The sequence below is a fragment of the Aurantibacter sp. genome, from assembly GCF_039941195.1.
GTDB lineage: Bacteria > Bacteroidota > Bacteroidia > Flavobacteriales > Flavobacteriaceae > Aurantibacter_A.
Genome location: NZ_JBDVFA010000105.1, coordinates 103,878 through 118,928, shown reverse-complemented (window position 1 = coordinate 118,928; position 15,051 = coordinate 103,878). Strand labels below are relative to the sequence as shown.

The 15,051-nt window shown below is 33.6% G+C and carries 12 protein-coding genes; 9 read left to right on the top strand and 3 right to left on the bottom strand.

What is annotated here, in order from left to right:
• The 3 genes from ABJF52_RS18750 to ABJF52_RS18740 all read right to left on the bottom strand — a co-directional run.
• Nucleotides 1-289: hypothetical protein (locus ABJF52_RS18750; protein WP_348153666.1), on the bottom strand; the 289-nt coding region annotated here is incomplete at its 3' end.
• A 430-nt stretch (nucleotides 290-719) separates the two neighbouring features.
• Nucleotides 720-1,457, bottom strand: a complete 738-nt coding sequence (locus ABJF52_RS18745) for a LytTR family DNA-binding domain-containing protein (RefSeq protein WP_348153664.1) — start codon at nucleotides 1,455-1,457, stop codon at nucleotides 720-722.
• Nucleotides 1,457-3,646 (bottom strand): tetratricopeptide repeat protein, encoded by a 2,190-nt coding sequence (locus tag ABJF52_RS18740; RefSeq protein WP_348153662.1) that lies wholly within the window; start codon nucleotides 3,644-3,646, stop codon nucleotides 1,457-1,459. The genes ABJF52_RS18745 and ABJF52_RS18740 overlap by 1 nt, the downstream gene beginning before the upstream one ends.
• Before the next feature lie 891 nt (nucleotides 3,647-4,537).
• Here ABJF52_RS18740 and ABJF52_RS18735 point away from each other — a divergent pair.
• From ABJF52_RS18735 to ABJF52_RS18695, 9 genes are all read left to right on the top strand, one after another.
• Nucleotides 4,538-5,899 (top strand): exopolysaccharide biosynthesis polyprenyl glycosylphosphotransferase, encoded by a 1,362-nt coding sequence (locus ABJF52_RS18735; RefSeq protein WP_348153660.1) that lies wholly within the window; start codon nucleotides 4,538-4,540, stop codon nucleotides 5,897-5,899.
• A 45-nt stretch (nucleotides 5,900-5,944) separates the two neighbouring features.
• Nucleotides 5,945-6,418, top strand: coding sequence for a UpxY family transcription antiterminator (locus ABJF52_RS18730; protein ID WP_348153659.1), 474 nt, complete (start codon nucleotides 5,945-5,947; stop codon nucleotides 6,416-6,418).
• Between the two features lie 530 nt (nucleotides 6,419-6,948).
• Nucleotides 6,949-7,725 carry a polysaccharide biosynthesis/export family protein gene (locus ABJF52_RS18725; protein ID WP_348153657.1) on the top strand — a complete coding sequence of 259 codons (777 nt, stop codon included), beginning with the start codon at nucleotides 6,949-6,951 and terminating at the stop codon, nucleotides 7,723-7,725.
• A gap of 11 nt (nucleotides 7,726-7,736) precedes the next feature.
• The gene (locus ABJF52_RS18720) at nucleotides 7,737-10,043 is read left to right on the top strand and encodes a polysaccharide biosynthesis tyrosine autokinase (RefSeq protein WP_348153655.1); all 2,307 of its coding nucleotides are present in this window, start codon (nucleotides 7,737-7,739) and stop codon (nucleotides 10,041-10,043) included.
• Nucleotides 10,044-10,088: 45 nt separating this feature from the next.
• Nucleotides 10,089-11,189, top strand: a complete 1,101-nt coding sequence (locus ABJF52_RS18715) for an acyltransferase (RefSeq protein ID WP_348153653.1) — start codon at nucleotides 10,089-10,091, stop codon at nucleotides 11,187-11,189.
• An 11-nt stretch (nucleotides 11,190-11,200) separates the two neighbouring features.
• Nucleotides 11,201-12,433: a glycosyltransferase family 4 protein gene (locus ABJF52_RS18710; protein WP_348153651.1), complete on the top strand. Its 1,233-nt coding sequence runs from the start codon at nucleotides 11,201-11,203 to the stop codon at nucleotides 12,431-12,433.
• Between the two features lie 179 nt (nucleotides 12,434-12,612).
• Complete coding sequence (locus tag ABJF52_RS18705) at nucleotides 12,613-13,848, top strand: polysaccharide biosynthesis protein (RefSeq protein WP_348153649.1); 1,236 nt, start codon at nucleotides 12,613-12,615, stop codon at nucleotides 13,846-13,848.
• A gap of 155 nt (nucleotides 13,849-14,003) precedes the next feature.
• The gene (locus ABJF52_RS18700; protein ID WP_348153647.1) at nucleotides 14,004-14,438 is read left to right on the top strand and encodes an acyltransferase; all 435 of its coding nucleotides are present in this window, start codon (nucleotides 14,004-14,006) and stop codon (nucleotides 14,436-14,438) included.
• An 8-nt stretch (nucleotides 14,439-14,446) separates the two neighbouring features.
• Complete coding sequence (locus ABJF52_RS18695) at nucleotides 14,447-15,034, top strand: DapH/DapD/GlmU-related protein (protein ID WP_348153645.1); 588 nt, start codon at nucleotides 14,447-14,449, stop codon at nucleotides 15,032-15,034.
• Nucleotides 15,035-15,051 lie beyond the last annotated feature (17 nt).

The window sequence follows — 15,051 nt, the reverse complement described above, 5'->3', positions numbered from 1 at the left end:
CCAATGTTATTTCTGAGCGCTGTGTCCAAGTATTTTGCGCTAAATCCCATTGTCCCATTTTCAAGGACTCTGGTTCTTCTGTAACTGTCGTACTAATGGTACTCCCTATCCCTTTGATGTAAACAACCTTTAAGTCCGTGTAATAGGCATTGTCACCAAATTTGCTTTTAATTTCGTCTTCCATGGCTCCGAAGCCAGCTGCATCTACAGATTGTTTGCTAATTCCACCGCCACAAGACATTGCCATTGCTGTACATGCAAGCACTACTACTGATTTTAATATCTTCATCTTAATTAATTTATTTTTTAGTTTATTCCTCCGCTATAGTTCCATAAAGCCAATACAAGGCACCTCCGCCAGCGATTAACAGAATTCAAATTACCCACCCCATTGTATTGCCCCAAAGGTCGACCCAAGCAAGAAGTCTAATATTGTAGTTAAAGATTAATAGTAGTATTGATATGATGCCCATTGCGCCTATCAACAATCCTACTTTACCTAGTTTAAATTTAATTTGTTCCATTTTTTTTATTGATTAAAGATTTGAGAACATCAAATCTAAATAGGATAACTGCAATAGGAAATAGCAAACCTATTTGCGCCAAATGCTAATGGACAAGTGCGGGATTTGAATGTATATTCGATTTAAAGGAAGAAGGATATGCTACTGCTTTTCAGCATTAAAGCACATATGTATATGCTTAACCACCTAAGAAGATTACTTTTTATTCAAAGTAAAAAGACGGGTTAAGAAGTCCTCTTTTTTCCGTGTAGAAACGGGTATTTTTTTACCGTTTTTCAAATAAATAGTACCAGACTTTTCATACTTATCTACATATTTCAAGTTGACCATAAAAGATTGATGCGGCCTAGTAAAAGATTGTTTCATTAGCTGCCCTTCAAACTCTTTTAGAGGCTTCGACGCCAAATATTTTTTTCCATTATTGAGATGAAAAGTAGTGTAGCCCTTATCAGACTCGCAAAAAATCAATTCTTTTAAATCTATAATTTGAAACGTATCTTGGAGGGACAAAATCAATGTGTCTTCCTGATTATCGTATACTTGTCTTGCCGTTTTAATTTGTTCCTTTTGTTTAAATAAGGGTAGTTTCACTACTTTATCTAAAGCGGCTTTAAGCTCATCAATATCCACAGGTTTTAGTAGATAGTCTACGGCACCTATTTTTAAAGCTCTAAGCGCATATTCTTCATAAGCAGTAATGAATATCACCTTAAACTCAAGCTCTTCTGTTTGTTCTAAAAAATCAAAACCAGTACCATCAGTTAAATTAATGTCTAAAAAAACTAAATCTGGTTTACAAGATTTAGTAACGATAACAGCTTCTTTTACCGTTTCGCATTCCCCAATAACTTCTACTTTAATAGCTAACTGTTCTAAAAAGCTTAATAAGCCTTTTCGTATATACGATTTATCCTCTACAATAAGTGCCTTCATCAGTTTTCGTTTATTTTATACGGAATGACCAAGGTAACCAGGGTTCCTTTTACGTTGTACTTTTTTCTATCCTCAATGGTTATTTCACCCGGTACCTTAAATTCTTTAGCCAATAGTAGTATACGCTCGTTAGTGATGGTGGTCGCTAATGACTTTTTACTAGTCTTTATCTTTTTAGATATGGCATCAATACCAATTCCATTATCAGCAATGGTACAAGTTAGCTTTTCATCTACGAATTTTAAATGAATCACTATTTCACGTTGTGCTTTCTCAAAAGGAAAAGCATGCGCTATCGAATTTTCTATAAAAGGCTGAATAAGCATCGGTGGAATTTGTAATGCGTTGATATCTATATTTTCATCAACAAGAAGACTATAATCATAGGGTTGATTGGTATCTAAATTTTGCAGGACCATATAGTTATCTACAGCATCCAACTCTTGAATAAGCGGAACAATTTTTTCCCTTGAGTTTTCCAATACAATACGTAGCAATTTTGAGAATTTTGACAAATACGTTATCGATTTCTTATCTTCTTTGTTCAGAATCATGCCCTGCAAAACCGAAAGCGAATTAAATATAAAGTGCGGTGTCATTTGCGAACGCAAAAGTTTTTGTTCAATCAATACATTCTGATTCTTCTCTTTAATATTCCGCCATTTTAGAAAAAAGATAACCCCTCCGAGAATTAAGGCAGTTAAAAGTAAAGCGATAATGGTTAAAAATATTTCTCGCTGCGATTTTTCTAAACTGGTATTTATAGTGCTTACCTCTTTAGTTAGTTTTAATTCTCTAATACTCGCAGAATCTAATGCTTGTTTGTATTTATATTCATATTCCAATCGGGCTATTTTTTCAACATTCTCTTTATTAAAAAGGCTATCGTTCAATATTTTAAATTGCTGGTGGCTTTCGAGTGCATTTTTGTAGTTGCCTGTAGCTTTATAAATCTTGGAAAGAATTCCCGAAGCTTCTTTTTCATAATTTAAATACCCAGCTTTTTTGGAAATTTTCTTTGCTTCTAGTGCATTGCTCAGAGCGTTCGTATACTCGTTTTGGTTGGCATAAGTTTTTGCCAGTCCAATATAAGTCTCACATAATACTGGCTTACTTTCAATCGCTAAACCAATTTTCTTGGCATCTACGAAGTATTTATTTGCAGCTTTATAATCATTTAATGCCAAATAAACTGCACCGATATTATTTAGAATATTTGGAATATCACTTTTTGCGCCAATTTGTTTACTAATACGCAGGGCATCAACATAATGGTCGAGCGCATTATTATAATCCCCATTTTCTTCATGTATCGTTCCTATATCACTCAATAGTGAAGAGATTCCGCGCTTTCTATTAATCCGTTTGTTAATTTCTAAACACCTTTCATAGTACTCCATTGCCTTTTCATAGTCTTCCTGTTTATTATAAATGGTACCCATATTAACTAGGTTATTTACAATGCCTAAACTATCACCAAGCTTTTCATTAATGTACATAGATTCTTTATAGTGCTTTAGGGCAAGTGGGTAATTACCCTGTTCCTCGTAAACAGTGCCCAAATTATTTAAACTATAAGCAATACGTTGGTCATTTTTAGCGACTTTAGCAATTGAAAATGCCTTTTTTAAATATGAAAGGGCTTCATCAAATTCTCCCAAATCTTGATATACAGCGCCCAAGTTGATAAGTGCAGCAGAAAGATTCTTTCCTCCTATTTCCTCTTCTATCTTAATAGCTTTTTTAAGATATAGTATTGATTTTCTTAATTCCCCTTTATTCTTATAGGCTATGCCCAGGGCATTGTTACAGTTTGCGATTCCTCTTTTAAAACCTATGTTTTCATACAGTTTCAACGCCTCATTGTAATAGCCAAATGCCTGTTCAAAATTCGCTTGGATTACTTCGGTTATACCCCTTATATAAATGCTCCTGGCCTTTCCCTTTTTAAATTGAATAACTTCAGTAATAGCATCCGATTCTTCCAAATACTCAAGCGCTTTAGGCATATCATTACTGAAATAAGAAAAAGCCAGTGCATTTAAAAGATTTACCCTTGTTGTATCCTTTGCTATATGATTTTGTAATTCAATTTTAAGACTATCAATTGTAGTGTTTTGTGATTGTATAGCTATCGAATAAAAAAGAAAACAAAGTGCTGCTAGGAAGATTTTATTCGAAAAGGGCATAAGGTTATTTCGTTATTTTAAATAATAACTTACTATAAATCGTAAGTTTTTAGAGAATTATAGCTCCAAATATTGTAACAAGTATATTAATAAAAAAGGAGTTCCGTATGGTATTGAGTGTCTTTAAATATCGAAATCACCAAACACTTTTTTAATGATATTGAGCGTACTTATAAATTCATTGAAAACTAGTTTTACGAATATTGATTAAAGTGCAGCGCAAATTAATTCGTAGCCAACAAAAATACATTCTCCATTTTTTAATTTTTGCGCCCGAAGTAGTATTAAGGTTGTTTAATTCAGAATTTTATTGTTTTTAAAAAGATGATAAAAAGTGAAAATAAATAACGAACATTAGTAGATTGAGATACTTTTTATCAAAAAATAGTTCTATCATTTTGCAAAAAGGGGATTTTATAGCCAATCAAATAAGAAATGAAATGTTCCCCTAAGGAGTCAACAACTAAAATATGTAAGTATTTCGATTGCCTTTCATATTCACATGCCTCCAGCAAACGATGTTCACTTTAACTAATTCATGTAAAACGAATTCCTTTTCAAAGGGATTTTTATTAGAAAAAGCACAGCCTTCGTTCTAAATATCTGAAAATCAACCAATACTATTCCAAATCAATTTTAATATTAGATTTGCGGTTCATTTGTTCAAAAATTAAATTTCATTGCTAATAATTCAAAATAAAAAACAAACCATAATGAAATCGATAATTTGAGCGCAGAATTGAGACTTTTAAAGATTATTTTACAACAATTTCAATTACAAATATATCTTTGACGCTTGAAGAAGGTATTTAGAGTAATTCCCCCAAAAATGAAAATAAACGAGTTCTAAATGCAGGCCACCGATTGCCAGCGTATAAAATTGTAGTGCTAATGTCAATATTGAAGTTTAAAAGGTCGAGTATCGTTATGCCGCTGTCGCTTCTATGTCATTTGACCATAATTAATTGCACCCTATACTTTTTCACCCCAGAAACATATCTGCATACCAAAAGTATATTGTTTTATAATATTTGCTGGCTACTGGTAACCTTAGAATTTGAATTCTATACTATTTTAAGAAAGGAGAAGTTCCAAACCAACATCCGTAAAATTCTCCATGTCTATATTAGCTTTGGTTTACTTTATTTCGTGTTTTTCGTTTTCAATCCGGAATTTAAAATCTCAATAGAACATCAACTAAAAGTGTACCTTTTCCTTTGTTTAGAATTAGCTATTTATCGCTGGTTATTCTTTTGGTTGCGCGGAAAATATCGTTTTGAAGGCGGTAACTCTGTACAAGTTGTTGGCATCGGACGAGATAAAAATTTAAAAAAAATACGAAGAGTTTTTGACGACCCAAATCTCGGCTATCGCTACAAAGGATTTTTCGATGATGGTAAATCTAAAAGCCCTACTTATCTCGGAAAAGTAGCGGACTGTTTTCTGTATATTTTAGAAAATAATATCGACGAAATTTATTGTATCGCTTCTCAATTCTCAAGTAAGGAACTACAAAACCTCATCAACTTCGCTGACAATAACCTCATCAAAATAAAAATCATACCCGATAACAAAAACATTTTTACCCGTGCAATGACTATTGAAATGTATGATGACACTCCTGTGCTCAACATACGAAAAGTGCCCTTAGAAACAGCATACGCGAAAGTTACTAAGCGAATTTTTGATATCGTATTCTCGTTTTTGGTTATTCTTTTAATACTATCTTGGTTAACCCCTATCCTATATGTCTTGGTAAAATTAGAATCACCAGGGCCTTTGTTTTTTCGACAAAAAAGACACGGTTTAAAACGGAAAGTATTTTGGTGTTATAAATTTCGTTCTATGACCAATTCCTTGGATTCGAATAAACCTATGACCACCAAAAACGACTTACGTGTTACTAAAATAGGTCGTGTACTTCGTAAAACTAGTATTGATGAGTTGCCACAATTTTTCAATGTATTTATGGGAAGCATGAGTGTTGTAGGTCCTAGACCACATATGGAATATCATACCATGGGTTACGAAACCAGTGTCGATAAATATTTAGTGCGACACTTTGTAAAACCTGGTATTACTGGACTTGCTCAAGTACGCGGATACAGAGGTGAAATAACTGTACCTTCAGACATTGTTAATAGAATTCGACTCGACATATTTTATGTTGAAAAATGGTCATTATTTTTAGATATAAAAATAATTTTCTACACGGTCTACAACACCCTAGTCGGTGATGACAATGCCTATTAAACAGAAATTGATTCACTAAATTTAAACTCGAATTAAATAGCTACGATGAATTGGTTTGTGCTTCAAGTAAAAACGAATAATGAAATAAAGATTGCTGCCGCTCTTGAAAAAGAAGGCATTAAAACTTTCTGTCCCGTTCAAACTGAAGTTCGCCAATGGAGTGATCGCAAAAAGAAAGTGGAAGTACCACTTTTTAAATCATATGTTTTTGTACAACTTCCAGAAGCCGATAGAAACAAAGTTTTTGTAATTAATGGTGTGCTGCGTTATCTTTTTTGGCTGAACAAACCTGCCATTGTACGTGATGAAGAAATCACAAAAATAAGCAGTTGGCTTGCTGATGAAACCATTGAAAAAGTAGTTTTAGAAAATTACAAGCCCGGTGATGAAGTTACCATAAAAAGTGGACCGCTAAAAGATAAAAAAGGGGTGCTGCAACGCATCGATTCAAAGTACTCCAGAATCATACTGAAAGATATGGGTATTTTGGTTACAGCGAAAAATAAATACTTTCATTAGCCTCGATCGAATTAACCTCAAAAAATTTTTACGAAATATCCAAAATCGGCAATAATTATTGCCATTATTTCACCATACCCATTAATTAAAAAGGTAATCTTTAACCGAATTCTTAGTTGACTGATAAATTGATAATTAGCTATTGGTTAGCCAGTTAACAAAGCCCTCGAACATACCCATTTTATTAATTTAAAACTGTTTCTTTGCAGCTTTTACAGGACACTGGTGAATGCTAATATAATTGAATTGAACAGCAAGTAATTTCCCCCGTAACATGTTCAATGTTCACCTTTGTGTATACGAAAGCATTACCGAGGGATTATGTACTGTGACCCCATGCGGCGGAGCCGTGTAAAAAAGGAGACATACTCCACCCTAGTTGGTTGAAAATTCGAAAGAAAAACCACTAAAATCGCTTTCAACTTTTAGCTATATTTGCGGCTAAATACGGATTACTTACCCCACTTTGTTACGCTATTAAACATAGCTATTATTTATTTTTAGTTTTATATAAATTTAAAGTATTGACAATGTTCCGAAAAGTATTGCTTATTAGCATATGTTCTATGTTCCTTTTCTCGTGCTCGAAAAGAAGTCTAGGTTATTTTAACAATTATGGAGAGGGTAAGGTTTTAACTGAAGAAGTAGTTCTGTCAGACACAAGATCTATAATTCAACCAGGTGATTTATTACAAATAACGGTTACCGACCCCAACCAAGTTGCCGCAGCCCCTTTTAATAGAATTTCACAAAAATCATCAGGAACTCCGGGAGGAGCCAGTTCAACGGAAGGTTCTTCAGAAGGTTATTTGGTAGATGAAAACGGACTTATTGATTTTCCCATCATAGGAAGAGTGAAAATTGGAGGCCAAACAAAATCAGAGGCCAAATTAAATTTAACCAATTTATTAACCAATTATTTAGGGAACCCCCTAGTAAGCATTCGTTATTTAAATTATAGAATTACAATAGTAGGTGAAGTTAATAACCCAAATACGTTCCTGGTTCCTTCGGAGCGTATTAATTTAGTAGAAGCGCTAGGGATGGCTGGAGATTTAACCATCTATGGTAAACGAGAAAATATAATGGTTGTTAGTGAATCTGCAGGAGTACGTACCGTAGCACGGTTAGATTTAAATGACAAAGCCATTTTAGATTCTCCACATTTTTACTTACAACCCAATGCCATCGTCTATGTTGAGCCTGTGAAATCAAGAAAAGATCAAGCAAGTTTAACTAGAAGTAACATTTCCCTTGTTTTAGCTGTAATATCATTGGCTTCGCTAGTATATCTTAATTTCAAATAGATTAATAATTCATGTTCGAACTAAATACAAGATCGACAGTGTCTGAAAGCAAAAATTTTCGTGACATTTTAACACATTATTTAAAGTATTGGTATTTGTTTGCTGCTGGAGTAGTTCTTTGCTTAGGTGCAGCCTTCTTATATATTCGCTATAAAACGGTACCACAATACTTAATCAGTAGTACGGTTTTAATTAAGGATAAAGATAAAGGCTCAAGTTTTGGGCCGGGTGAGGCTATGGGAGATTTAGGTTTAATTAAAGCCTCAAGCAATATCGACGATCAAATAGGTATTTTCGGATCTTCCAGTTTAATGCAAAAAGTTCTTGATCGATTAGATTTAAATGTGAATTATCAAATAAAAGGGAAGATTCGCGATTTAAATGTTTATTGGAAAAGTCTTCCTTTTTATATTGATGCTAATCCAGCCCATCAGCCTACTACTTTACCCCCATTTAATGTTCAACCAAAAGATTCTCTATCTTTTGTTATAAAAGGGATTGATGGCATTGCAAGTGTTTTAGAGGGTACTTATAAATATGGTGATACATTAATTGCGGGAAATGGACAATTTCAAGTACTTAAAAATCCAACAGCTAACAGCATATTTTCAGAACATGAACCTGTAACTATTTCTTTTGTAAATACCCAAAATTTGGCGCAAGCATACGCAGGGCAATTGGAAGTTGAGGCAGTCAATACTACAGGTAGTTTGTTGGGTGTAAGTCTGCTAGATGCTATCCCTGAACGAGGAAAAGATATTGTGCTAAATCTTATTCAATTGTATGCCGAAGAATCAGTAAAATACCAAAATCAATTGGCTATTGGTACCATTGAGATTATCGATGAACGTTTAAAATTTTTGACCGGTGAAATAACGGAGGTTGAAAAGGACATTGCTGACTATAAACAAGAAAATGACCTTACCAATATAAGTTCCGATGCAGCAGTTTATTTGCAAAGTGCCAAGGAATCTAGCAGAAAGTTGGAGGAATATCAAACACAACTCGATATATTAAATTCGCTCGAATCATATATTAGAAATGGAAATGACGAAAGTTTGGTTCCAAGTTCCTTAAATATTCAAGATCCAACACTTTCTGGATTAATAGCACAATTTAATGCACAGCAATTGGAACGTAAAAATTTGTTGAGGAGTACTCCAGAAGATAATCCTTTGGTTGTAAATATTAATCGTTCATTAAATAATTTGAGATCGGATTTATTAGAAAATCTTAAAAACATTAAAACAAGCTTGCAAATTGCTTTAAATAACGAAAGGCAAAGCGCCAGTAGATCCAGAGCGCAAATCGCGAAAGTACCAAGTGCTGAGCGAGCTTTATTAAATATCAACCGTGATCAAAGCATAAAACAAGACTTGTACTTGTATTTATTACAAAAACGGGAAGAAGAAGCCTTGTCTTTAGAAGCTCCTATTTCTAATACGCGTATTGTAGATGCTCCAAGTTCAACTAATTTCCCAGTTAGTCCCAACAAAACTTCCATTTATTTGGGAGCATTAATTTTTGGTCTTTTTATTCCGTTTGCCTTCGTTTATGTAAAAGATTTAATGAATAATAAAGTAACAGATATTGATGACGTTGAGAAAATAACAGATACTCCTATTTTGGGTCAAATTTCACATGATGAACGGAGCAATGCGTTAGCTGTTTCTGGAAAGGATACCACATCGGTGGCTGAATTGTTTCGTTTAATACGCTTTAATCTAAGCTATTTAACAACGGGCAGAGCACATAAGGTTATCTTAATTACTTCGGGTATGCAAGGGGAAGGAAAGACATTCTTTACTGCAAATTTGGGTGCTAGCTTAGCATTAACAGGAAAGAAAGTAGTTGCCCTAAGTTTCGATTTACGTGCGCCAAAATTATTACAGAATTTGAAACTCAAAGAAACTATTGGTATTACCGATTATTTAGTCGACTCCAAATGGACAGCGAAAGATATCACAGTAGCATCTACTAACATTGAAAATTTTGATTTTATAGGATCTGGACCTATTCCGCCCAATCCCGGTGAACTAATGTTGCATCCGCGGATTGAAACCTTAATAGACGAATTAAAAGCCAAATACGATTATGTTTTAGTTGATTCAGCTCCAGTAGGTAAAGTAGCAGATGCTTTTGCATTAGCTCCACATATTGATGCCACTATATTTATGATTCGACAAGATTACTCCAGAAAGGATAATATTAAGATAGTAGATGATATCTATAAAAATCAGAAGCTTAAATTTCCTATGGTAGTATTGAATGACACCAATGCAAAGAATAGTTATGGTTACGGTGAGCACACCACTTAAGGCGCCTAAATAATATGCTAAGGTTGCCTATTTTCTAAAATAGCAATGTCACAAATTTTCAAATACAATCCAAGTTTAGATGGTCTTCGCGGTATTGCGGTAATTTGCGTGCTTTTGGTCCATGCTTCCTATGGCAAAATTAGTGGAGGGTTTTTAGGGGTGGATCTTTTTTTTGTACTAAGTGGTTATTTAATAACAGCAATTCTGCAAAAGGAATTTAGCTTGTACCATAAAATATCCTTTAAAAATTTTTACATAAAAAGAATACTACGGCTCGTGCCGCCACTGGTCGTTTGCATTGGACTCTATTTAATATATCAGTTTTTTATTCCACCAAAAGGGAATGAAAACCCATTAATGATTGTATTTGCCAGTCTCTTTTATTTTGTCAATTTTATACATGAATCGTATATGGGGCCTTTGGTACATTTGTGGTCCTTGTCTGTAGAAGAACATTTCTATTTATTCTGGCCTATTTTGGTAGCTGGTGTGCTGTTTAAACTTTCCAGAAAAAATCAAATACTATTTATTCTTCTTTTTGTAGTAGTAATAACCATATTTAGAATCTGGGTATATCATACCAATACCATAAACCCAATGACTGCCGGAATTTTCTCTATCGATTCTTATCGGTTTACCTTTTGCAGAATTGATGCCATCTTAATTGGTGCACTTGCAGCAGTAGCACTAAAAGTAAAACAATACGATTTTAAAATAAATATAAAGCCCAATATTGGTTTAGGTTTACTTTTGGCACCACTAGCTTTGTTGGTACTCTTTCTTGATGTTGACAACCAAATTTGGCGCTATGGCGGTTTTTTTGCCACCAACATACTTGCTTTAGTTATAATCCTATTTGCAATTGAAAACCCCAAGAATAAAATATTAGGTAATCAAATACTCTTATGGTTTGGGCAACGTTCGTATGGTATTTATGTATACCATTACTTAATTTTTCTAGCAATGGAGCCTATGCGAGAGCCGGGGAATATTATCAATTTAATGGTAATTACCTTGTTGCGCTTTCTAATTAGTCTGGTATTCGCAGAAATATCTTACCGGTTTGTAGAAAGACCTATTCTTATATTTAAAAAGAATTTTCAAAATACTAAATTAAGGCAGCCAATAGAAGGAAAGGAAAGATAATCATTAGTTTTATGAAAGTAGGTTTTTACTTAGAGTCAAAGAAATTAAAGAGTTTTACATGGGAAGACATGGAAAATAATTCCATTGGATTACCAGGTACAACTAGTCAGGCATTCAGACTAATTTATAATATTGAAAAAAAAACTAACTGGGAAATAAATTTATTCGATACTGGCACAATGCCTGATTATGGAAAAATAAAAGCTTTCACTGTAGATGATTTCAATTCAGGTGTAGAATCTGCAATTAAAAATCAATGTGAAGTTTTGATTATAATCATAAGCCCTAATCATAGAGATGAGGATGCTTTAGTTTTTAAAAAAGCAAATGATGCTAATTTAAAATTGATAGTTTGGTCGCACAATCAAATTTCTGAAATCAACTTAAAACTGTTCCATCAGTTAAAAATGGTTAAAAGAATTGTTGGGCCATCGGCCATAATGATGAATTGGTACCGGCATAAAAAAGCATTTAGCAAAATGACATTTGTACACAACGCTTTATATTTTGATTATGATAACAATTCTAAATCCAAATTAGATAATAAACAATTTGTATACATTGGTGCTTTAACAGAAGATAAGGGGTTTCATCATTTGGCGAAAGTCTGGCCCAATATTGTTAAGCGAATTCCGAAGGCCAGTCTTTTGGTGATTGGGAGCTCAAAACTATATAATATAAATGATGAATTGGGACCATTAGGAATAACATCCAAGGTTTTTGAAGAAGAATATCTCATACCCTATTTAGGAAAAGATAAGGAAAGTATTTCTAAAAAGAATGTTTCCTTTTTAGGCTTGCAAACCTCAATCGAAATAAAGAAACATATTGCAAATTCGCTTGCTGGAGTTGTAAATCCAAACTGGGAAATATCTCCAGAAACTTTTTGCGTTTCGGCCATTGAAGTTCAGTCAATGGGAAAACCAATTATAGGTGGCAATGTCGGAGGATTAGTGGAGGTTAGTAAAACCGGAGAAACAAGTATTCTAATTAACAATCATCTCCAACTAGAGAAAGCTATTTTAAAACTTTTAAATAGTCCCGGTCAAGCTACAGAAATGGGGATTAAGGCTAAAAAATATGTTTTAAATAAGTTTGACAAATCTAAAATTACAGATGAATGGATTCAAATGATTAGTAACATAGATACAAAAAAATTAAAAAAAGTGCCAATTACAAAGAATGATTCTACTATTAAAACTGTAATAAAAGAGGCTTTACGACTCCTAAATCATTTAATTTAATAGTAAAGAATGAATGATAATATAAACATAAGTTACAATTAGAAATAAACAATCAGTTTTAAATCAAAAATTCTTTATTTAAAACATACAGAAAGTCTTAAATATTGCCTATTAACAAACGTCCGACATTTATACAACGGTTTAAACAGCATGAGCTTTACGGTAAAACTATTAATTGGATGAAAATTATTAGTCTTACGGGTTCGGCTCAAGTAGGTGTACAAGCTATAGGCCTTTTATGCGGGATATTGGTCATTCGGATGCTTTCCACTGAAGAATATGCACTATATACGCTGGCAAACACCATGATGGGCACTATGGTGATGCTAGCCAATGCTGGTATACCCATTGCGGTAATGTCAGAAGGCGGTAAAGTTTGGCAAGATAAAAGTAAGCTAGGAGAAGTTCTGGTAACTGGTTTCGACTTTCGAAAGAAATTTGCTATTGGTAGCCTTTTGGTGTGCATTCCTATTTTGTGTGTTTTGTTATATCGTAATAATGCTAGTCTTTTAATGATTGGTTTAATTGTTCTAGGCCTAATTCCTGTTTTCTATACACAGTTATCCGATGTGCTTTTGCAGATTGCCCCTAAATTAAAACAAGACATTGTTCCGCTACAAAAGAATTTAGTACTGGTTAATTTAGGACGATTATTTCTTTTAGGAGTTTCTCTTGTAACATTTCCTTTTGCTTTTGTCGCTATATTTTCAGCCAGCATTCCACAGGTTTTTGGTAATCTCAACTTAAAGAAAATAACAAAACCGTACGCAGATTGGCAACAAAAACCATCTTCTGAATTAAAGAAAAAGATGATGGTAACAGTGAAAAGAGTGTTACCTGAAGCCATTTACTATAGTATTTCCGGACAAATCACCATTTGGATTTTGTCAATTTTCGGTTCTACCATAGCACTAGCTGAAATTGGAGCTTTGGGTCGCATTGCCATGCTACTGAACCTAGTTTCCATTATATTTGGCATGTTGATTATACCTCGGTTTGCCAGATTGGAAAACACTTTTAATTTGTTGTTACGACGATATATTCAAGTACAAATTTTGGTAATAGTTATTTTTTCCTTATTTGTGCTACTTGTTTACATCTTTCCAGAAGAAATCCTTTGGGTTTTAGGACCGCAGTATGCCGATTTAAAATACGAGCTCTTTTTGGCGGTAATTGGTAGTAGTTTAAGCGTTTTTTCAGTCATTGTATTTTCTTTATATTCGGCTAGAGGTTGGGTAATGAATCCGGGATTATCAATTCCAATAAGTATTGCCACAATAAGTATTGCAATTTGGGCAACTGATGTCACCTCTTTAATAGGAGTATTATGGCTAAATATTATTGTTGGCAGCGTGCAATTGTTAGTCCATAGTGGTTACGGTTTTGTGAAGATTCTTAAAATAAAATCTAAATAAACTTAATTTTTGTTCTTACTATTTTTAAAATATCTATTATCTTATAAATAACTATGATTAAGACCCTCCTTGCAGAACTTAAATTATATATCTGTAATAAGATAGTTTCTAAAATTCCTAGTCATCATTTTCGATTATGGTTTTACAGGGTATTTATGAAATTTAAAATCGGAAATAAAAACTCTATTTTCTTAAACTGTAATTTCGATAGCTCTTCGGGTTTAAAACTTGAAAATAATTGTGTGATAAACGCCAAATGTAGATTCGATACTAGAGGTGGAATTAGCATAGGATCAAATGTTTCAATATCAGAGGAAGTAGTTTTACTTACTGCATATCATGACCCTAACACTTCAGATTTTTACGGAAAAATTAATGGAATAAGAATTGAAGATTACGTTTGGATTGGCACACGTGCCATGATATTGCCAGGAGTTACACTACAAAAAGGAAGTTTAGTGGCTGCTGGAGCGGTAGTTACCAAGTCGGTTCCACCCTTTGAAATTTGGGGCGGTGTACCGGCCAAGAAAATTGGGGAGCGAAATCGAGAACTAGACTATACAGTAAAATACAGAAGATTTTTACATTAAAACAGCGCGTGACTAAATTTTTACAAAAATTATTTTTCGTATTACGGTTTCGATATTGGGCTACTGCTAGTTCATTTTTTAGAAAGGCCTACTACCGGTTTTTAGGAATGCAAATCGGGAAAGGGACTCAAATTCCAAAAATACATGTAACCTGGCCGCATCAAATAGTGCTTGGTCAAAACTGCAGATTAGAGCATGGTATTTTTTTTAAATATGATGGCGTTTGGCAGGAAAAAAAATCAATAATTATTAAAGATAATGTTTTTATAGGAGCCAACTGTGAGTTTAATATCTCCGATAAGATTGTAATAGGAGAAGAAAGTATGATAGCTTCTGGATGCAAATTTATAGATCATAATCATTCAACCGAATTATTACCAAAAAGAGAACGTAAAGGAGATTCTAGAAAAAAAATTTTAATTGGTAAAGATGTTTGGCTGGGTGTTGATGTAATAGTTTTAGCTGGAGTCAGTTTAGGTGATGGATGTATTGTAGGGGCGGGAGCTGTAATTTCGAAATCAATACCTCCATATGAAATTTGGGGTGGCGTACCAGCTAAAAAAATTAAAGACAGAAAGTTATATGATTTAAGATAGGTGATTCCAAAAAATTA

What these genes read in the sequence shown, in the direction of transcription:
- ABJF52_RS18745 (WP_348153664.1), bottom strand. Translation starts at nt 1,457, where the DNA reads ATGAAGGCACTTATTGTAGAGGATAAATCGTATATACGAAAAGGCTTA.
- ABJF52_RS18740 (WP_348153662.1), bottom strand. Translation starts at nt 3,646, where the DNA reads ATGCCCTTTTCGAATAAAATCTTCCTAGCAGCACTTTGTTTTCTTTTT.
- ABJF52_RS18735 (WP_348153660.1), top strand. Translation starts at nt 4,538, where the DNA reads ATGTCAATATTGAAGTTTAAAAGGTCGAGTATCGTTATGCCGCTGTCG.
- ABJF52_RS18730 (WP_348153659.1), top strand. Translation starts at nt 5,945, where the DNA reads ATGAATTGGTTTGTGCTTCAAGTAAAAACGAATAATGAAATAAAGATT.
- ABJF52_RS18725 (WP_348153657.1), top strand. Translation starts at nt 6,949, where the DNA reads ATGTTCCGAAAAGTATTGCTTATTAGCATATGTTCTATGTTCCTTTTC.
- ABJF52_RS18720 (WP_348153655.1), top strand. Translation starts at nt 7,737, where the DNA reads ATGTTCGAACTAAATACAAGATCGACAGTGTCTGAAAGCAAAAATTTT.
- ABJF52_RS18715 (WP_348153653.1), top strand. Translation starts at nt 10,089, where the DNA reads ATGTCACAAATTTTCAAATACAATCCAAGTTTAGATGGTCTTCGCGGT.
- ABJF52_RS18710 (WP_348153651.1), top strand. Translation starts at nt 11,201, where the DNA reads ATGAAAGTAGGTTTTTACTTAGAGTCAAAGAAATTAAAGAGTTTTACA.
- ABJF52_RS18705 (WP_348153649.1), top strand. Translation starts at nt 12,613, where the DNA reads ATGAAAATTATTAGTCTTACGGGTTCGGCTCAAGTAGGTGTACAAGCT.
- ABJF52_RS18700 (WP_348153647.1), top strand. Translation starts at nt 14,004, where the DNA reads ATGAAATTTAAAATCGGAAATAAAAACTCTATTTTCTTAAACTGTAAT.